This is a genomic window from Streptomyces sp. NPDC087859 (genome assembly GCF_044742595.1).
Classification (GTDB): Bacteria; Actinomycetota; Actinomycetes; order Streptomycetales; family Streptomycetaceae; genus Streptomyces; species Streptomyces canus_F.
The window spans coordinates 68,911-89,505 of sequence record NZ_JBIUUU010000017.1 but is presented as its reverse complement, the minus strand read 5'-3'; the positions used below and the strand labels follow the sequence as shown (position 1 = coordinate 89,505).

General features: G+C 71.1%; 8 protein-coding genes. 2 read left to right on the top strand and 6 right to left on the bottom strand.

Annotated features, from left to right (window positions below; translation table 11 throughout):
• The first annotated feature begins 10 nt into the window (after positions 1–10).
• Entirely contained in the window at positions 11–2,080 is a 2,070-nt protein-coding gene (locus tag ACIOHP_RS36120; protein ID WP_401894010.1) for a SpoIIE family protein phosphatase, read from the top strand.
• A 52-nt stretch (positions 2,081–2,132) separates the two neighbouring features.
• On the opposite strand, the gene ACIOHP_RS36115 is transcribed toward ACIOHP_RS36120, so the two are convergent.
• The 4 genes from ACIOHP_RS36115 to ACIOHP_RS36100 form a co-directional block, all read right to left on the bottom strand.
• The gene (locus tag ACIOHP_RS36115) at positions 2,133–4,814 is read right to left on the bottom strand and encodes a LuxR C-terminal-related transcriptional regulator (protein WP_401894009.1); all 2,682 of its coding nucleotides are present in this window, start codon (positions 4,812–4,814) and stop codon (positions 2,133–2,135) included.
• 125 nt (positions 4,815–4,939) lie between these two features.
• The gene (locus ACIOHP_RS36110; protein WP_401894007.1) at positions 4,940–5,785 is read right to left on the bottom strand and encodes a class II glutamine amidotransferase; all 846 of its coding nucleotides are present in this window, start codon (positions 5,783–5,785) and stop codon (positions 4,940–4,942) included.
• Between the two features lie 143 nt (positions 5,786–5,928).
• Entirely contained in the window at positions 5,929–6,285 is a 357-nt protein-coding gene (locus ACIOHP_RS36105; protein ID WP_401894005.1) for a carboxymuconolactone decarboxylase family protein, read from the bottom strand.
• Positions 6,286–6,554: 269 nt separating this feature from the next.
• Positions 6,555–6,767 carry an MbtH family protein gene (locus tag ACIOHP_RS36100; protein ID WP_361486361.1) on the bottom strand — a complete coding sequence of 71 codons (213 nt, stop codon included), beginning with the start codon at positions 6,765–6,767 and terminating at the stop codon, positions 6,555–6,557.
• 95 nt (positions 6,768–6,862) lie between these two features.
• Between ACIOHP_RS36100 and ACIOHP_RS36095 the strand changes: the two genes are divergently transcribed.
• On the top strand, positions 6,863–7,966 hold the full coding sequence (locus tag ACIOHP_RS36095; RefSeq protein ID WP_401894003.1) for an alpha/beta hydrolase-fold protein: 1,104 nt from the start codon (positions 6,863–6,865) through the stop codon (positions 7,964–7,966).
• Positions 7,967–7,975: 9 nt separating this feature from the next.
• Here ACIOHP_RS36095 and ACIOHP_RS36090 read toward each other — a convergent pair whose 3' ends face one another.
• Both ACIOHP_RS36090 and ACIOHP_RS36085 read right to left on the bottom strand, forming a co-directional pair.
• Positions 7,976–9,676: an ABC transporter ATP-binding protein gene (locus ACIOHP_RS36090; protein WP_401894002.1), complete on the bottom strand. Its 1,701-nt coding sequence runs from the start codon at positions 9,674–9,676 to the stop codon at positions 7,976–7,978.
• A complete protein-coding gene (locus ACIOHP_RS36085) occupies positions 9,663–20,555 on the bottom strand; it encodes an amino acid adenylation domain-containing protein (RefSeq protein WP_401894000.1) in 10,893 nt (3,630 codons plus the stop codon). Before ACIOHP_RS36085 ends, ACIOHP_RS36090 begins: the two co-directional genes overlap by 14 nt.
• Between the last annotated feature and the right edge of the window lie 40 nt (positions 20,556–20,595).

Here is a 20,595-nt window from a genome sequence, read left to right as displayed (position 1 = left end):
GAGGCGATTCATGGCACACGACGCTGCCGGCCGGGTGGCGGGCGAGACAGCCCTTGCGATGCTGGACGCGTTGTTCGAGCAGTCACCGATCGGGCTTCATCTGCTGGACACCGCGTTGCGGGTGGTACGGGTCAACACCGCGACTCCAGCCATGCAAGATCTGGCCGCGGACGAGCTCACGGGTCGTCCGGCCCGCCAGGTCTACGGCATGGTCGACGCCGATGTCGAGGCACTTCTGCACGAGGTCCTGGACACCGGCGTGCCGGTGCGGGGACGCATCGTCCGTGCCCGCGTCGAGGGGGAACCGCGGGACTACGAGGTGACCGCGCTGCGCCTGCAGAGCCCGGACGGACGGGTGCTCGGCGTGGCGGTCGCCGTGGTCGACGTCACCGAACGCGAGCGGGCCCGGGCTCGTGCCGACGTGCTCGACGCCGTACGAAGGGGCGTGGGTCTCACACTGGATCCCACGGTGACCGGGGAGGAGTTCGTGACCGCCGTGGTCCCCGCTTTCGCTGATGTCGCGGTCGTGGAGGTGGTGGACGCGGTGATCCGCGGCAACGACCCGCCACTGGCCCCACTGCCGCCGGGCACACCCGTGATGCGCACCGCGTTCCGCAGCAGCCTGCCGCACCCGCCCCAGGCCCCTGCGGTGGGGGACGTTTGCGGTCTGCCCGTCCCCACGCCCTTCACCCAGGCCCTCGCCGACCTGCGTCCCCGCATGGTCCCCCTGGAGGCCGCCACCCCGTGGCTGTCCGTCGATCCCGCGCGGGCGGAGACGATCCGCTCGACGCAGGCCCACTCCCTCCTCGTCGTCCCCCTGACGCTGCGCGACGCGGCCCTCGGCCTGGTCAGTCTGTATCGCGCCGGGCAGTCTCCCGCCTTCGACGCCGGCGACCAGGAACTGGCGGTCGAACTGGCCGCCCACACGGCCCTCTGCATCGACAACGCGCGCCGCTACTCGCGCGAGCACACCGTCGCGGCAACGGTGCAGCGCCAGTTGCTGCCCCGCCGCCCGGAAACCCACGCCTGGCTCGAGGCCGCCTACCTCTCCCTCACAGGCGCCAACCCCGGCGCCTGGTACGACACGATCGCCCTCTCCAGCGCCCGCACCGCCCTGGTCGTCGGCAACGTGTCCGGACGCGGCCTCAACGCGGCCGCGTCCATGGGCCAGTTGCGCACCGCCGTGCGCTCGTTGGCGGCGTTCGACCTGCCTCCCGAGGAGCTCTTGGCGCGGATGCACGGCACCGCCGGTCAGCTGGCCGCCGAACGCGCCGGCCTCCCCCTTGTGGATCCGCTGCGCCGCGAAGCACTCACCGTCGACTGTGTGTACGCGGTCCACGATCCCCTCACCGGCACCTGCACCCTCGCTACGGCCGGCGGTCTCACCCCGCTCGTCGTGCGCCCCGACGCCACCGTGGCCGTCCCCGCCACGATGGCCGGGCCTCGCCTGGGCACGGCGCAGGACGCGCTCTTCGCGGCCAGCGAGGTGGAAGTGCCGGACGGCAGCGTGCTGGTCTTCACCAGTGATCCGGTGCTCACGTCGTACCTGGCAGAAGTCTCAGGGCCGCTGACCTTGGCACCCCACTTCCGCGATCGCACGCTCCAGGACCTGTGCGACGCACTCGTGTACGCGCTTCCGGCGGACTTGGGCATCGGCGACGCGGCCGTGCTCGTCGCGCGCACCCGGTCGTTTCCACCCGAGCGATGTGCTTCGTGGCAGCTCGACCCGGATCCCGCGGCCGTCGCCGACGCGCGACGCCGTACCCGCGAACGGCTCGCCGCGTGGGACGTGGACGACGAGACGGCGGACGACACCCTGCTCATCATCAGCGAACTCGTCACCAATGCCGTGCGGTACGGAAGCCCTCCCATCGAGCTCCGCCTGATCCTTGACCGCAGTCTGACGTGCGAGGTGCGGGACGCCGGGTCGGCCTCCCCCCACCTGCGGCACGCCGGCGCGGCGGAGGAGGGTGGACGCGGGCTGTTCATCGCTGCCCAGCTCGCCCAGGCGTGGGGCACGCGGTACGCGGTTCCGGGCAAGACGATCTGGACCGAGCAGACGCTGCCGCCCGTCCCCTGAACGGTCTTCCGCGCCGGACGAGCGTCCTGCCGACCCGCGGTCCGGCAAGCGATCACAGGAGGCGCAGCTCGCGTGCGCGGCGCACCGCGTCGCCTCGCCGGTTCACCGCAAGCTTCCGGAACACGCTCTTGAGGTGGGTCTTCACCGTGTTCACCGACACGTAGAGATCCGCGGCGATCTCCTCCGTCGACATCATCCCGGCCAGCCGCTCCAGGACGTCACGCTCGCGTCCGCTCAGCTCCACCGCGACGAGCGGCGCAGGCGGCGCTTCCGCGCCGGAGCGCCCGCTCCTTCGCGCGGGGGCCGGACCGGGCGTGAGCCAGCCCGCCGCCAGTTCGTGCAGTGAGGCCGTCGCCAGGAGGGGCCGGATCCACGCTCCGGCGTCGAGGAACGGACGCCTCAGCCGCTCGCGCCGGGCGTCGAGGAGCGCCTGGGCCAGGAGTCTGCGGGCGGTGGCGGTGTCTCCCGCCCACTCCGCGGCCTGGGCCCTCACCAGTGCTGCCCTCACCGTCACCGCAGGACCTGTCCCGCCCTGGGTGCGGATGCTGTCGAGCAGGTTGACGGCCGCCTCGGAACGCCCTGCGGCGAGCTGGAGCCCCGCGGCCTCCACGGCGCACGCCGGCTGGTCGCCGGACACGTGCTGGAGTGCCTCGGTGGCTTCGTCCGGCCGTCCTTCGGCCAGGTGGGCGGCGGAGACGATGAGTGCTTCATGGCCTGCCGCCCAAGGTGATGCCACGGCGGTGGAGACGGCCGGGTTCGCCGCCTCGACGGCGGCTCGTACCTTGCCTCTGGCCAGCAGCAGACGAGCGGTGGCGAGGGCTTGTCCCGCCGTCAGTACTGGATCATGCGCTCCCGGGGGGAGGTCCACTTCGTCGAGGAGGGCTTGGGCCCGGTCCAGTTCATGGCGGTCGACGGCCACGGCGGCCAGGACCAGCCGTTCGATGCCGGAGCCGGACGGCTGGGGCAGACCGACTCGCTCCGCCTCGGACATCGCCGCCAGGGCCTTGCGTTCCGCCCGGCCGAGCCAGCCGTTCAGGTAGTCCAGCAGGGCCAGGTGCCCCATCGACTCTTCCCGGGGCAGCACGGTGCAGGCGCCGTCGTCAGAACCGGCCACGACGGTCAGGGCAGCGCGCGCGTCATCGAAATGCCCGGCCCACAGGCGCACCGAGCCCAGATGGGTCAGCAGCAGAGCGTGGAGTTCGGGATGCTTGTCCAGGAGGTGCCCAGGGACTTCCCGCCGCAGCTCGTCGGCGGCTGCGGCGGCCTTCTCGGCCTGCGGAGGACACCCGGCGAACCGGGCTGCCAAAGCTTCCAGCAGTGCGCAGCTCAGCCGGGCAGCCGCGAGGCTGTCCGGGTCGTCGGCCAGGTGCTCCTCAGCGTGGCGCAGGCGAGTCAGACCGCGGTCGAGGTCACGCCGGGACAGGTCGTGCGCCGCGCGGACCAGGTCTGTCGCAGGACTCCTGGCCTCGGGCCCCATGAGGGAGAACAACTGGGTCAGGTCATCCGAGCGCAGGCCGGTGAAGAGCTGTCCGATCGCCAGGTCGTCGATGAGCGCACCGGCGGCCAGATCCCAGTCCCCCGCGGCGGCGCCATGCGCGAGTGTCTCCGTCAGGAAGCCGTGCCGGCGCAGCCATCGCGCGCCCCGCCGGTGCAGTTCCGGCTCCACCCCGGGCAGGCGCACCCGCAGGTGGGCCCGGAGGATCTCCCCGAACAGCGGGTGGAGCTGGTACCACGCGTGCCCGAGGTGCTCGACGAAAGCGTTGTCGCGATGCAGCCCGGCGAGGATGGGCTCGGCATCGGCACGGAGGGTCAGCGCGTTGGCCAGGTCCGGGCAGAAACGCTCCAGGACACTCACCCGCATCAGAAGGTCCTGTGTCTCGTCCGGCTGTCTCTTGAGAACTTCGGCCAGCAGGAAATCCGCGACCGTACTGTGGTCCGCTTCGAACTCCTTCAGGTAGAGCTCCGGGTCGGCGCTCTCTCGAGCGGCCAGGGCGGACAGGCGTAGGCCGGCGGCCCAGCCCCGGAGGCGGTCCACCAGGGCACCCGCGGCGTGGACCGGAAGGCTCAGACCGTGCAGCTCCAGCAGTGCGACGGCCTCCTCGGCGGTGAAGGCCAGCTCAGCGCCGCGGATCTCCGTCAGCTCGCCGGCCGCGCGGTAACGGTGCAGCGGAAGCAGCGGTTCGGTGCGGGTGACCAGGACGAGGTGCAGTCCGCCCCCCGCGTGGTGCAGGACGAACTCCAGCTGCTCCGCGACCTCCGGGGCCGTCACACGGTCGTATTCGTCGAGGACGAGGACCACGGGCCGGTTGCGGTCGTTCAGCTCGGCGGCGAGGGCCGCCAGCAGCTTCTGGTCCACCCCGGCCGCGTCCGCAGGGGTCCCGACCGCGTCGGATACCGGTGCACCGCAGGCGCGCAGTGCCTGAAGGACGTATGCCCAGAAGACTCCGGGACGCCGGTCCCCCACTTCGACGGTGAGCCAGGCGACCGGCGGCCGCAGCCCGGCAGCCCAGTCGGCGGCCAGCAGGGTTTTACCGGCCCCGGCCGCCCCGTTGACCAGTGTCAGCGGAGTCCGCAGAGCCTGGTCGAGGTGCTGGACCAGCCGCTGGCGCCGAAGGAAGGTTGCGGACCTGGCGGGGAGGGCGAACCGGGTGCGCAGGAGCGGGTTTCCCAGGGGATCGGCGCACTGAACGGCCGGAACAATCGGTCCTTGGATGTTGTCGTGGGTCTCGGCCATGGGGCTCACCACCCTTCCGCCAGGGGCACCTCACGGGCAGCACTCACTCCCAGCCTCCCAGCCCTGCCGCCCCGGCGCGCGGCGCCCCGGGCCGATGGCCCCCTCCACCGCATCGCTGGCCGGCTTCAGGCCGATGCGCCTTGCGGGGAGGGCCGGAAAGCATGGAGCGCGTCCCCACCCGGCTGAATGATGCCGAAACTGCTCTCCGGCACCTCGTTCCAGGCGCCGGACAGGGCGCCCAGCGGTTCGGAGACGACCAGGCGGGTGTCGTCGGAGATGTCCCGCAGGAACGCGGCATCAGGGTGGAGCGCACGCAGGGCGTCCACCTTGGTGCTGAAGTACAACGACCGCGAGCGGCCCTCGCTGGAGTAGCGGAAGGCCCAGACACGTTCCCCGTCGGCCATCGCGAGGGTCATCTGCAGCGGGTGGCGGATGCCGTGCGCGTGCCCCACCTTCTCGACCAGGGCGGCCATACGCGCCACGGCATCGGGAGGATTCTCCGCCAGGCCGAATGTGAGGGCCAGGAAGAACATCAGCTCGGAGTCGGTGGAACCCTCGATGTCGGGATACAGGGCCGGATCGACGGCCAGGGTGAGGTCACGCCGGAGCCGGTCGAACCCGCTGATCGCCCCGTTGTGCATCCACATCCAGCGACCGTGCCGGAAGGGGTGGCAGTTGGTCTGCTGCACGGCAGTCCCGGTCGAGGCCCTGACGTGTGCGAAGAACAGACCCGAGCGAACGTGGTGGGCGACCTCCGACAGATTGCGGTTGCTCCAAGCCGGACCGACATCCCGCAGCACCGCCGGAGTGTCCGTGTCCCGCGCGTACCAGCCGATGCCGAAACCATCGCCGTTGGTCGTCTCCACCCCCATGCGGGAGTGCAGGCTCTGGTCGATCAAGGAGTGTTCCGGCTCGAACAGGACTTGGCTGAGAAGGACGGGCGTCCCCGAGTAGGCGATCCAGCGGCACATGTGGCTCCCCCGTTTCTTGTATCGGAGGTATCGAGTGATGGTGCATGCGGTCCGCTTACGGTCATGCGGTCGCCGTGCTCAGCTGCCGGTACCCGTCGTGCCACGAGGACGGGTACCGGCCCGAGCCAGATCGAGAGAGCAGGTCAGGGCCTGCTCCGGGTCTGGGCTTCCGTCTCGGCCATTGCCTCGGCCTCGGCCTCGGCCAGCGCGATGGTGATGCCGAGCGCTTCGGTGATGTGAGTTGCGGCCGACATGACGCGTGCGGTGCCGACGACGGGCGCGATGGCAACGAGAACGTCCTGCAGTTCCTCGGGGGTCAGGTCTGCCTTGATGGCGGGGTCGACATGCGCGAGGTAGGAGATGGCCGGGGCGTCCATGGCCGCGAGCGCGGCCAGGCGGGTGAGAAGGAACGTCTTCTCGTCCAGGCCGCAGCGCTCGATCGAATCGACCGTCATAGCGACGAGCGTGTCGAGAACGGGAGTGTCTGACTGCATGGCCATGCCAAGGCCGCCTTCCGGTGGTGTTCGGAGCCGACACACGCCACATCCGTTAGGCCACGGGCCCCTCCCGCGCCAGCCGCTTACGCATCCACGGTAGGAGCGGCGAGAGCCAACCGCATGTTGGGCTGATCAGGCGATCGCAATGCCGGTCGGACACGGGCTCGCCGCTGCCACCGGCCGCTCGGGTCTTCCTGATGTCCTACGGCCTGGTCCGCCGTCACGGTGGAGCAGCGAGCAGCCGAGCCGTGCTCTGCGTCATGCCACGTGGGTCAGCTCTCCATCGACGCCGAGAGGGATCGGGGACGCAGGTCGGTCCAGTGGGCTTCGACGTATTCCAGGCAAGCCTCTCGGGTGTTCTCCTCGAAGGCGACCGTCCACCCACCGGGCACCTCGGCGAAGGCCGGCCAGAGGGAGTGCTGACCCTCGTCGTTCACCAGGACGCGGAAACGGCCTTCGTTGTCGTCGAAGGGGTTGGTGCTCATGCTCGGCGCCTCCTCGGAAACGGCAACATTAGGTTAGCCTGACCTAATTGACAGCAGCTTAGCCGTCGCCGTTTCCCTCTCACAAGGAGACGTTCATGCGCCCGGTCACCGCCGACACGGAGCACGCCTTCGCCGCATTCGGACTGCCTGGCACACCCGGCACCGACGAGTTCTGGGCGGCGGCAGGAACACCTGCGTCGGCTCCTGCCGAGGACGGCGGTTGGACCACCCTGTTCCTGTGGCGAGGCTCCGAAGCGGCGAGCATCGAGTTCGAGATCTGGTCGGCGCCGGTTCCCCTGCGCCGTTGGGGCGACACGGACTGCTGGTACGCCGAGGTGCGCATGCCCGCGAGGCTGCGGGTGACCTATCGGTTCCTGGCGGGCGGCGCGGCGTACGCCGACCCGTTCAACCCGGTGGGCGCGGGCGGTGACCGGTCCATCGCCGCCACCCCGGACACTCCGGACCAGCCGCACTGGCCCGACGTCGGCGCCTCCGATGTCCTGCCCCTGCCCCGTGCCCGGATCCGCTGGGCCAGTGAACGGCTCGGTGGGCGGCGTACCGTACGCATCCATCCGGCGGGCGGCGGCGGACCGGTGGTCCTGCTGCTGGACGGAGACGACTGGCTGTATCTGCACCCGGCCATGACCGCGTTCGACTCGGCCGTCGCCAGTGGCCAGGTCGCCCCGGTCACGCTCGTCTTCCTGCCGGCCAAGGACAGGGCGGCCGAGTTCGCGTGCCGGCCGACTCTGTGGGAGGCGATCCGGGACGAACTGCTGCCGCTGGTCGCGGAGTCCGGAGTACCCGCCGACCCGGACCGGCTGGTGGTCGCCGGGCAGAGCCTCGGCGGGCTCAGCGCGCTGTACGCGGCGCTGGAGTTCCCGGAGCTGGTGTCCCGAGTCGCCTGCCAGTCGGGGTCGTTCTGGTGGACGCCCGACGCCATGGACCTGCCGGACCCGATGAGCGGCCCGGTCGGCGGCACCATCGCCGCGCGTCTGCGGGAGCATCCCGGACTGTCCGGTCTGCGGATCGCGTTCGACGTCGGGGAGCACGAGACGGGGATGCTGCCCCACTGCGAACTCACCGAGTCCCTGACCGAGCAGGCCGGTGCGACCGTGCGCGTCTCCCGGTCGGCCTCGGGTCATGACCGGGCGGGCTGGCGGCATGCCCTGCTCAGGGATGTCGCCTGGGCCCTCGGTTAGCGGGTCGGGTCAGCGGGCTACGGCCAGGCAGTAACCCTCGTCGGTGGCCAGGAGGTTGCGATGCGTGTCCTCCGCGGTGATGACGCCGTCGTCCAGGACGAGGACGCGGTCGGCGGCGTCCAGGAGAGCCGGACTGCTCGTGAGCACGATCGTGGTGCGGCCCCTGCGAAGCTTCGCGACGTTGCGCGCGATGAGCTGTTCGGTGACGGCGTCGACGGCTGTCGTCGGATCGTGCAGCACGAGGATGTCGGTGTCGGCGGCCAACGCCCTGGCCAGGGAGAGCCTTTGGCGCTGTCCCCCGGAGAGGTTCGCGCCACGGTCGCGGACCGGGTGGTCGAGGCCCTCGCGGTGCAGGGCGACGACGTCGGTCAGCAGGGACGCCTCGACCGCCTCGCCAACCGTCCGGCTGGTGCCCGAGGGGTCGATGTTCGTGCGGAGGGTGCCCGCGAAGATCTCCCCGTCATAGGGGTTCACCAGCAGATGCTCGCGTACCGCCTCGATCGACAGATCCGCGAGGTCCTGGCCGCTGACCCTGACGACACCCTCGTACGCGTCGGGCGGGACGTTCACGGCCAGGATGGAGGCGAGGTCTGCCGCCGCACGCGGCTGGTAGGCGGCGATCGCCACGAACTCCCCTGCGGCCACCTGGAACTTCAGCTTGCGCAGAGTTCCGTGCCGGACGCCGTCGATCTCCAAGTCCCCGCCTGCGGCCGGGCGTTGGGGCCCAGTGGCCGCGACCGGCGGCGCGGTCAGCACCAGCGCCATCCGCTCGGCCGACGCGCGCGCGATCATCACGTACTTCGGCATCTCGGAGAACAGCCTGAGCGGTTCCATGATGAACTGCGCCAGCCCCACGGCCATGACGAGTTCCCCGATGGTGATCTGACCGTCGAAGGCCAGCCAGCCCGCCGTCAGGGTCACGGCGCCGGCGAGGACCGCGTTGAGGGCCAGAGACGTGCCCGCGTACACACCGTTGACCCTGGCGACGGCGATGGCCTGATGCCTCGCCTCCGTACTGACCTTGCGGTAGGAACGGAACGCCGCGTGGTTGCCGCCGAAGCCGTGCAGCGGGCGCAGGCCGGTGATCAGGTCGGCGACCTTCGCGCCCGCCCGCGCCACCCGGGCCTGCTGCTCCTGGGTGCTGGAGCCGATCCGCTTGGACAGCACACTCAGGATCGACATGATCGCGGCGGTTCCCACGATCACCAGCAGGCCGAGCCGGAGGTCGGCCAGGCCCAGCGCGACGGCCGCGACGGCCACCGCCACCAGCGAGCTGATGAGCAGGGGCACCACCTCGATGATGTCGGCGGTCTGGTCGGCGTCCTCGGTGGCGATGGTCAGCACCTCGCCGGACTTCAGTTCGGTGTCCCTGGCAACCGGCTGGAGGCCGCAGGCCGCGACCTCCACCCGCCAACGGTGCGCCTCGGTCGTGTTGGCCTTCTGCAGGACGCGCATCCCGAACCGCCACGACAGCGACACCGTCGTGATGATCACGGCCAGCACAGCGATCGACAGACCCAGTGAGCCGGGGCTCCGGTCTCTCAACGTGTGCTCGACGATCAGGCCGAGTGCGATGGGGAAGGCCGTCTCGCCCGCCTGGTACAGGCCCATGAGCACGGTGCCCCAGACCATGGCGCTGCGGTTGCGCCGCAGGGCGGTGCGGAGGATGTCGGACCCCGGGCGGGGCCGCTGCTTGTCAGGAGTGGTCATCGAGGTGGCGGGCAATCGCTTCCGGGGTGCGCAGGGTGAACAGGTCTCGGATCGTGAGTACGGGACCGTACTCACGCCGGAGCAGCCCGGTCAGCCGCACCGCCAGCATGGAATGCCCTCCCAGGGCCATGAAGTCGCTCACCGCGCTCACCTCGTCGTCGTCCAGGTCCAGTGCCTCGGCGAAGTACTCGCACACCACGGTCTCGGTCTCGGTCTCCGGCGCCCGCTCCCCCGCCGTGGTCAACGCGCCGAGCGGCTTGGCCTCCGGCAACGCCTTCGTGTCAGCCTTCCCGTTCACCGTCAACGGGATGCTGTCGACCTGGGCGTAGTGCGTCGGGCGCAGGAAGTCCGGCAGCCCGGCGCCCACTTGTGCGGCGACCGTCGCCAACTCCGCTCCCTCCAGCACCAGATAGGCGGCCAGCCGGTAGGCACCGTCCACCTGCGGGTCGGGCTGGGCCACGGCGGCGACGAAGCGCACCGCCTGGTGCGCCGCGAAGGCGGCCTCGACCTCGCCGAGTTCGACCCGGTGGCCCCGGATCTTGACCTGCTGATCGGTGCGTCCCAGGTACATCAGGTTGCCGTCGGGCCGACGGACCACCAGGTCGCCGGTGCGGTACATGCGCTCGCCGGGTGCGCCGAAGGGGCATGCGACGAAGCGGTGCGCGGTCTGGGCGGACTGCCCGAGGTAGCCGCGCGCGATGCCGATTCCCGACACATACAGCTCCCCGGGGACTCCGTCCGGCAGCGGCCGCAGCCACGGATCCAGCACGTAGACGTCCGTGTTGTCGATCGCCACGCCCACCACCGGGTCCTGGCACTCGAAGGTGCCGACGCCGAGGGTGTTGATCGTGTACTCGGTGGGTCCGTACAGGTTGTAGCCGACGGTCCCCTGGGTCTCGGCGAGCCGCCGCCACAGCGTCGGGGTGACCGCCTCACCGCCGAGGAGCACCAGTGGCGGCCGTCGCTCCGGGTCGTCCAACAGGCCCTCGGCGACCAGCTGTTGCGCATAGGTCGGCGTCACGTTGATGACGTCGATGCCGTGCTCCAGGCAGTACTCGACCAGCCGGGGTGCGTCACGGCGCAGCTCCTCGTCACAGATGTGCACTTCATGCCCGTCGGCGAGCCACAGCAGTTCCTCCCAGGACATGTCGAACGCGAACGACACGGTGTGTGCGATCCGGAAGACCCGGTGCCCGTGCTCCGCCAGCACCGGTTCGAAGATCCGGCGCTGGTGGTTGATCAGCATGTTGGTGAGCCCGGCGTACTCGGTCACCACGCCCTTGGGCTTCCCGGTCGATCCCGAGGTGTAGATCGTGTACGCGGGGTGCCGCAGCCGGTCGGGGTCGTCGGGCGTGAAGGTCACGAACGGCTCACCCTCGGGCAGGGGGCGGTCCAGCTCGATCAGGTCGCCGGTGAGCGGGATCAGCCGGGGCGACACGGAGCTCACGGTGAGGATCACATCCGGCCGGGCGTCCTCGACGATCACGGCGATCCGCTCGTCCGGGTGATCCAACTCCAGCGGCACATACGCGGCGCCGACACGCAGCACGGCGAACAGTGCCACGATCGAGTCGAGGGAGCGCGGGATCGCGAGACCCACGGTCGTCTCGGGACCGATGCCCCGCCGGGCGAGCACCCCGGCCACCGCACGGCTGCGGTCCCGGAGCTCTGCGAAGGTCATGGTGGAGCCGTGGGCGACGAGAGCGGTCCGCTCCGGGTCGCGATCCGCCGCCTGGTCGAACCGGTCGACGACGGTGTCCGTGCCGACGTCCGTCCGCTCCCCCCGCGAGGGCTCCGGCCCCAGCCCCCGCAGCGCGCCCACCGGTCCGGTCGCCCGCGCCAGGTCCTCGAGTACGCGCAGGTAGTCGTCGAGGAGACGCCGGGCGTTGTCGGTGTCCCCGGCGCGGTACTCCAGCTTGACCGTGAGCCGGTCGCCGGGCGTGACGACCCAGGTGAACGGATAGTGGGTGGAGTCGTCGGCCTTCACCGAGGTGATGCCGTGCCTGGCGTTCATCTCGGCGAAGGCGTCCATGTCCAGGAAGTTCTGGAGTACGAACAGGTTGTCGAACAAGGTGTCGTGCCCGCTGGCCCGCTGGATCTCGCCGAGCCCCAGGTGCTCGTGCTCCATCGCCTCGACCCGGCCCGCCTGGACGGCCGCCAGATACGCCCGGACCGTGCTGTCCGGCCGGGCCCGCGTCCACATCGGCACGGTGTTGAGCAGCACGCCCACGATGCCGTCCAGCCCTTCGCCCTCCCGGCCTGAGACGGTCACACCGAACACGGCGTCACTGCGGCCCGTGAGAGCACCCAGCAAAAGACCGAACCCGCCGGTCAGCACCGAGTTCAGCGTGACGCCGTGCGCCCTGGCAGCTTCCCGCAGCAGGTCCGACTGCTCGGCGGAGAGCGAGTGGACCAGGGCGCGCGGCAGGTCGTCCGAGAGGGCGGGTGCCGGACCCGCGAGCAGCGTCGGGCCGGGGACGCCCGCCAGGTGCGCTGCCCAGAAGCGTTCCGATACGGCGGCGTCCTTGGCGTCGAGCGCCCGGGCGTGCTCCTCGAAGCTCGGCGTGGCCGGGGTCGGGTCGGACAACTCGCCCGTCAGGACGGCCTGATAGGCGTCGAACAGGTCCCTCAGCACGATCTCGCGGGACCAGCCGTCCCACAGCAGCAGGTGGTAGCTGAGCAGCAGGCCGTCGCGGTCGTCGGGAAGGCGCACCACGGTCATCCGGATCAGCGGTGGCTCACCGGGGTCGAACCCGGTGTCACGGTCCCGGGCGCGCAGAACTTCGACCTCCGCGTCCGTGGACAGCGCGAGGGTACGCACAGCGATGCGACGCCCGGCCTTGAGGACCTGGACCGGGTTTCCGTCGTCGTCGGTGGTGAAGCCGGCGCCCACGACCGGGTGCCGTGCGATCACGTGCGCCATCGCCTCGGCCAGCGCGTCGGTGTCCAGGCGCCGGTCGAAGGTGAACCAGCTCTGCGCGACGTAGTGTCCGGCCGTGCCCGCCATCTGTGCCTGGAAGTACAGGCCGCGCTGGAGCGGGGTGACCGGTGCCGTGCGCTCGGCCGTCGCGGAGGCGTCCGCGACGGTGTGCAGTGCGCTGAGCCAGTGCTCGGTGATCTCGTCGCCGATGCCCTCGGCGAGGGTGAAGGCCGCGTGCAGGCATCCGGTGGCCTCGTCCAGCCACGCGTTGACCTCCACGCCGTACGGGCTGCTCTGTTCGCCGCCGGTGATGTGCAGTGCCTGCGACTCGCTGCCGCGGCCGAGGTAGTTGAACAGCACCTGCGGGCGGGCGTGCAGCAGCGGGGCCGTCTGCGGGTTGAGGTACCTGAGCCGGCCGTAGGCGACGTGCCCGCGCTCGTCCGGCTGGCGTGCGGCGATCTCGCGGGCGGCCACGACGGGATCGGTGTGCGCAGTGAGCCGTACGGGCGCGATGGAGGTGAACCAGCCGACCGTACGCGTGTAGTCGTGGTGTTCGAGAACGGGGACCCGGCCGTGTCGCTCCAGGTCGATCGCGAGGTCGGTGGGCGTCGGCTGGATCCGTGTCAGCGCGGTGCGCAGGGCCCCGCACAGCAGCTCGGTGAGGCCGACGCCGAGGGCGGCGGGTGCGGTGCGGGTCACGCGGTCGCTCACTTCGGGTGGCAGTACGACCGTGGTCTCGCGCAGGCCGTCGACCGTGGGCAGCAGCGCCGGAGCCCGGAGGGTGGTGATCCAGTGCCCGAGGTCGTCGGTGGCGTGGGCGGACTGGAGCGTCAGTGCTTCGGCGTATTCGGCATAGGACGTGGTCGGCGGCGCCAAGGGCTCCCCGCGCAGGGCGGTGGTCAGGTCGTCGAGGAGGACCAGCCAGGACACCGAGTCGACGGCGAGGTGGTGGACGGTGACGACCAGGGTCCGGCTCGTCTCCAGCCACGAGAACGCGATGACGTCCCCCGCCTCGGGATCCAGACGCCCTGCGGCCTCGTTCGCCGCCGTCGTCGCGTCGGTCGTGTCCGGTCGTACGACGGTGACCGCACGGGCCGGTTCGGTGCGCAGGGCCCAGACGCCGTGGTCGACGCGCAGCCGCAGCCGCAGCACCGGGTGCGCGGCCACGATGGCGTTCGCGGCGCGTTCCACGTCGGTGAAGCCGGCGCCCTCGGGAGCGACCAGCGTCCTGGCCTGGGCGAACAGGGCGAGCGATCCGTCCAGCTCGCGCTGGCGCAGGATGATCGGCGTCGGCGTCAGCGGTCCGTCCTCGCGACGGACCGGGGCGGGCGCGGCGGTGTGCGGTGTACGCGTGGCCAGGTTCTGGGCCAGCGCGCGCGGCGTCCGGCTCAGAAAGACATCCCGGGGCACGATCGGCAGGCCGAGGGCCCTGGCCCGGTTCACGACGGTGATGGCGACGATGCTGTCGCCTCCGGCTCGGAAGAAGTCGGTGTCGCCGTCCACAGCGGAACCGGGCAGTGTCTCGGCGAAGATGCCGACGATCGCGGCGAGCGCGGAATCACTCCCGGCCACCGGGGTGTCGTCCTGTGCGGCCTGCCGGATGAGGGCCTTGCGGTCCAGCTTGCCGTTGACCGTCAGCGGCAGCGCGTCCACCGACAGCACCCGGCCCGGCACCATGTGCGCGGGCAGCTTGTGGGACAGCAGCTCGGTGAAGGCATCGGGAACGCTGCCCACGACATGCGCGACCAGATGATCGCCGCCGTCCGCCACGGTGACGGCCGTGTCCACCACGCCGTCGAGGTCCCTGATCGCCGACTCCACCTCGCCCAACTCGATGCGGAACCCCTTGAGTTGGACTTGGTCATCCGCACGCCCGACGAACTCCAGCTCGCCGTCGAGCGTACGGCGGGCCAGATCGCCCGTGTGGTACATACGGGAGCCGTCGCCCGCGAACGGGTCCGCCACGAAGCGGCCCGCGGTGAGCCCCGGCCTGCCCAGGTAGCCGAGCGACACCTGGTCGCCGGCGACGTAGATGGCACCCACCCGGCCCGGCGGCACCGGACGGAGCCGGTCGTCGAGCAGGTGCGTGACCAGGCCGGGGATCGGGCCGCCGATCGGGCTGACGTCGTCGCCGAGTGCGAAGTCGCCGTCGGTCAGCACCCGGTGGGTGACGTGGACCGTGGTCTCGGTGATGCCGTACATGTTGACCAGCTCGGGCGAACCGGTGCCGTATCGCTCGGCCCAGCCGCGCAGCCGCCCGAGGTCCAGCGCCTCGCCGCCGAAGATGATCCGGCGCAGTGCGGTCAGGGGCTCGTCGGCCTGCCGATCGGCCTCGATGAACTGGTAGAACGCCGACGGGGTCTGGTTCAGCACGGTCACCCCGCGCTCGCGGACCAGCCGGTGGAAGTCGACCGGGGAGCGGGTCAGCCCGTACTCCGGCACCAGCAGCTCACCGCCGTACGCCAGGGCGCCCCACAGCTCCCAGACCGCGAAGTCGAAGGAGAAGGAGTGGAACTGGACCCACACGTCGTGCGGTCCGAAGTCCATGTCGGGCTGGGTGTTGGCGAGCAGCGTCACCACGCTGGAGTGCGGGACGACGACGCCCTTGGGTTTCCCGGTCGACCCGGACGTGTAGATCACGTACGCGGCGTCGTGCCAGCTCACGTCGGGCGCGGCGGTCTCCGCCGTCGGCGACTCGTCTCCCTGCACGAGCACCCGGGCCGGCACACCCGCCCTGGCCAGCAGCTCGGTGAAGCGGTCGCGTTGGTCACGGTCGACGAGGACGACCTGCGGATCGGCGTCCGCGAGGATGTATTCCAGCCGTTCGTCCGGGTACGCCAGATCCAGCGGTACGTACGCGCCGCCCGCGCTGACGATCGCGACCAGGGCGACGACCTGCTCGACGGAGCGCGGGACGGCGACGGCGACCCGTTTGCCCGGCGCGACACCGGCCGCGCGCAGGGCCGAGGCCAACTCGTTCTTCGTGTCGGCCAGTTCGCCGTAGGTGAGTGAGCGGGTACCACCGTCCAGGCCGCACTGCGTGACGGCGGTGGCCGCCGGGTCACGCTGGGCGGCGGCGTCGAACAGTGCGCCCAGGGTCGTCGGAGTGATCCGCTCGGGAGGCCGGGCATCCTTGGTCACGAGGTTGTCGACCAGGACGTCCGGCCGGGTGAGAAGGCCGGTGAGGGTCCGCGTGAAGGTGTGCAGGACCGCCTGGGCCGTGGTCACTGGCAGCAGCTCGCCGTCATAGATCAGGTTGAAGCGAGGACGGCCGTCGAGCGCGCGTTCCACCACCAGCGTCAACGGGTAGTGCGGAGCACCCTCGTTCACGACGTCGGTGATGACCAGCGTGTCGCCGGGCCGCCGCAGGGCGTCCACGTCGGTCGCCACGTCGAACACCACCAGGGTGTCGAACAGCGAGCCGGAGCCGGCCAGGCGACCGGTCCTCGCCAGCGAGACATGCTGATGCGGCAGCACGGCACTGTGGTGTTCGCGCACCGAGGCGAGCAGGTCGCGCGCGGTGGTGCCGGCGGCCCAACGCGCGCGCACCGGGATCGTGTTGATGAACAGGCCCACCATGTTCTCGATGCCGGGCACCTCGGCGTCCCGCCCGGAGACCGTGGAGCCGAACACCACATCCCTGCCGTGCAGGAGGGAGCCCAGCGTGAGTGCCCAGGCACTGTGCACGGCCACGCTCAGCGGCACGTCGGCTCTGCGGGCGGCCGCGTCGATGTCGCCCTCCGGTTCGACTGCCGTGTCGGCGAATCGCTCGGACGGTATGTGCCCCTCGGCGACCAGCGAGGGGCCGGGCAGATCGGCGAGTTGCACGCGCCATACGCGGTCGCTCTCGTCGTCGTCGCGTCCGGCGAGCCAGCGCACATAGTCGGGGAAGCCCCCGACCGGGTACACGGTCCCCGGCGCGTGGTACTCGGCCAGCAGCGCGCGGAGCATCGGCGGCACGGACCAGCCGTCGGCGAGGATGTGGTGCACGGTCTGCACCAGGACGCTGCGGCCGGAGCCGGCGCGGATGAGCGTGTACCGCATCAGGGGGCCCGTGGCCAGGTCGAACCCGGCGCATCGGTCCCGCTCGGCGAGGTCGCGGATCTCGGTGTCGGTGATGCCGGGCCGGTCCAGCGTGGTGAAGAGCGCCTCCACGCCGCTCTCCAGTACGGAGACGACGCGACCGTCGCCGAGGGACACGAACCGCGCGGCCAGGTTCGGGTACAGCGTGAGCAGACGGGTGGTCGCCGCCGCGAGCCGGTCCGCGTCCACCTCGCCTTCCAGGGTGAGGAGTTGCTGCTCGACGTAGGCGCCCGCCGAGTCGTCGTCGAAGACGGAGTGGAAGTACAGACCCTCCTGCAACGGGGTCAGCGGCAGGATGTTCCGCAGGTGCGGGCCGTCCAGGTCGTCGACGTCGGCCTGGGTGAGCGGCACCAGGGAGAAGTCGCTGGGCGAGTGGCCGCCCCGCTCGAGCGCGGCCAGTCCGGCCAGGGCCATCCGGTAGTAGTCGCCGAGGGTCGCGATGTCCTGGTCGGTGAACATGCCGTCGGGCCAGGAGATGTTGGTGACGAGTTCGTACCCGCCGGTGGCGGCGGGCTCGGCGATGGCGTTGAACTCCAGGGGACGCGGCAGACGCATCGCCGGGTCGCGCCGCTCGCCCAGCTGGCCTGTGCTGCCCGCGAGTTGCCACTCCCCGGCGGCGCCCGCGTCATAGCGGCCCAGGTAGTTGAAGAGCACCTGCGGTGCGGGCGCGGCGAACTCGCAGTGGGTGAGGTAGCGCAGGGCGCCGTAGGAGACGCCGTTGTCCGGCACCTGGGCGAGGTTCTCCTTGACCGCCTTGAGCGCGGCGGTCAGATAGTCGGGCGCCGTGAAGTCGGCTGCGGCCCCGGGATCCACGACCACCGGGAACAGGGTGGTGAACCAGCCCACGGTCCGTGACAGTTCCGGCTCGAAGCCGACGGAGCCCGCCACGAACCGTGCCTCGCGGCCGTGGCCCTCGAGCTCGATGTGCGCGAACGTCTGGTCCTGCCCCAGGTCACGGCGCCACCGAGCGAGGGCGACGGCGAGCGCGGTCAGGAGTACGTCGTTGACGCCCGCGTGGAACTTCGCGGGGATCTCGCCCAACAGCGCGCCCGTGACCTCCGGGGCGACCGTGATGGTCCGTATCCGCTCCCGCGCGACGGTGTCGGCCGCGGCCAGCGCGCGCCTGCCCACCGGTTGGTCCACTCCCGGCAGCTCACGCCGGTAGTAGGAGCTGTCCGCGTCGAACGCGGCGCGCTCCAGCAGCCGTGTCCATCGGCGGAACGACGTACCGACCGGGGGCAGCTCTATCGGCGTGCCCGAGGTCGACTGGCGCCAGGCGGTGGCCAGGTCCTCCATCAGGACCCGCCAGGACACACCGTCGATCACCACGTGATGGGCGACCAGGACCAGTTGCCGTGCCTCGCGGCGCCAGACGGCCCGCAGCATCACACCGTCCGCCGGGTCCAGCGCCTCGGTGGCGAGCGCGACGCACTCGTCGAGCGGCCGGTCGCTCTCCCGCCAGGCCACGGTGGCCCCTCCGGCCTCGGGTATGTCGAAGCTCCAGTGGTCGCCGCGCACCAGTTTGGCGCGCAGCATGTCGTGGTGCCGGACCAGGGCGGTGAGGATCTCGTCGAGGGCGTCGGCGGTCAGGTCGGCCGGGGTGTTCAGCACGACCGACTGGACGAAGCCGTCGATCGCGTCCGTCGTCTCGCCGAGCCAGCGCACGATGGGTGATCCGATGACGGGACCGGTCGCGACATCGCGGGGGTCCGCCGCGGCGGCCTCCTGGCGGCTCGCCACCGCCGCCAGTGTGCCCACGGTGCTGTGGGCGAAGATCTGCTGTGTCGTGACATGGAGCCCCGCGTCGCGGAGCGCGCCGAGCAGCGAGATCGCCAGGATGCTGTCCCCGCCGAGTCGGAAGAAGTCCTGGTCGACACCGACCTCGTCCAGCCGCAGCACCGCCGCGACCGCCACGCACACCGCGCGCTCGTTCTCGGTGGTGGGCCGGACGATCGAGCCCGTGGTCAGCTCGGGTTCCGGCAGCGCGTTGCGGTCGAGCTTGCCGTTCGCGGTGAGCGGGAACTCCGTCATCACCACGATGTGGGCGGGCACCATGTACTCCACCATGTGCGCGGTGGCCCACGTCTTGACCTCGTCCGCCCGCAGTTCCTGGGCTCCGGCGGCCGGGATCACGTACCCCACCAGGTAGGTGCCGCCCGCCGCGTTCTTCTTCGCGACGACGCAGGTGTGGCGGACGCCGGGATGCTCCGCGAGACCGACCTCGACGTCCTCGATCTCCAGCCGCATACCGCGGATCTTGATCTGGTTGTCGGCGCGGCCGAGGAAGTCCAGCGACCCGTCCGGAGCGAACCGCGCGAGGTCACCGGTCCGGTACAGCCGGGACCCGTCGTTCGCGAACGGGTTCGCGACGAACCGGGAAGCCGTGAGGCCGGGCGCGTTCACGTACCCGCGTCCCAGGAGGAATCCGCCCACGTAGAGTTCGCCGCCGACGCCGACCGGGACGGGGCGCAACTCGTCATCGAGCACATACAGCTGGGTGTTGGGGTTGGCCTTGCCGATCGACGTCGACAGGCGTTCGGCCGCGCCCCGGTAGATGACGTGCGAGACGCCGATGGTCGTCTCGGCGGGGCCGTAGCCGTGGTACATGGGGATGTCGAGCTGGGTGCGGTACCGCTCGTACAGCTCCGGCGTCAGCACCTCGCCGCCGCACCACACATGGCGCAGGCTGGCCAGCTTTCCGGAGTCGCCCGCGATGTCCAGCAGCACGTCCAGCATGGACGACACCAGGTAGGTGAAGGTGACGCGCTGCTCGGCGATGACGCCGAGCAGGTGGTGCGGGTCGCGTTCGCCACCGGGCCGCAGGACGACCAGGCGGGCGCCGGACACCAGCGGCAGGAAGATCTCGTTGATGGAGATGTCGAAGGACAACGGCGCCTTGAAGAGCGACGCGTCCTCGTGGCCGAAGCCGAGGATCTCGTTGACCTGCCACAGCAGCCGCTCGCTGATCGCCTCGTGCCGGATCATCGCGCCCTTGGGCCGCCCGGTGGAACCGGACGTGAAGATGACGTAGGCCAGGGCGTCGCCGCGGAGGGTGGCCTCGGGCCCCTCGGTGGGATGGGAGCCGAACGTCCAGTCGTCCAAGTCGACGGCCACGGCTTCCGGTTCGTCCGGGGTGTGCTCGCCCGAGTCGTTGAGCTGCACCACGACCCGGGCGTCCTCGATGACGACGGCACGGCGTGCGGCCGGCCACTGCGGATCGAGCGGCACGAACGCGCCGCCGGACTGGAGCACGGCGAGCAGCCCGATCACCATGTCGGCGGAGCGCCCCAGCGAGATGCCCACGACCTGCTCTGCGGTGAGTCCGCGCTCGACCAGATGGTGGGCCAACTGAGCGGAGAGTGCGGCGGTCTGGCGATACGTCAGTGAGCGGCGCTCGTCGACGATGGCGACCGCGTCCGGCCTGGTGCGCACCTGCTCACGGAACATCTCCACGATGGTCGGCCGCGCCCGGTCGGCCCGGGTGTCGTTCCACTCGGCCAGGGCTTCCAGGCGCGCTGCCACAGTGGACGGGCCGATGGTCCCGACGGGCCGGTCCGGGAAGTCGGCCAGATCGTCCAGCGCGAGCTGCGCGTCGGCGGCCGGGACACCGTCCGGGACGGCGATGCTCCGGCCGTCCGCTCCGACCTCCCAGCCCCCGGGCCCGTCACCGCCGTTGTCGACCCAGCCGAGAACTTCGGTGAACAAGGTGCCGGGGGTGAGATCGATTCCGTCGGGGCCGAGCCCCGTCGCCCAGTACGCCAGTCCGATGGCGCACGCCTCGGTGATGGTCCGGTCGCCATGGTCGCCGGTTCGGCGGCGTACGTCGGCCAGTTGCTCGGGGGACAGCAGTACGTGACGAGCGCTCGGTTCGGTCATCGAAGACTCCGCGTTCCTTTCACCGTACGAAGGTCGGCCC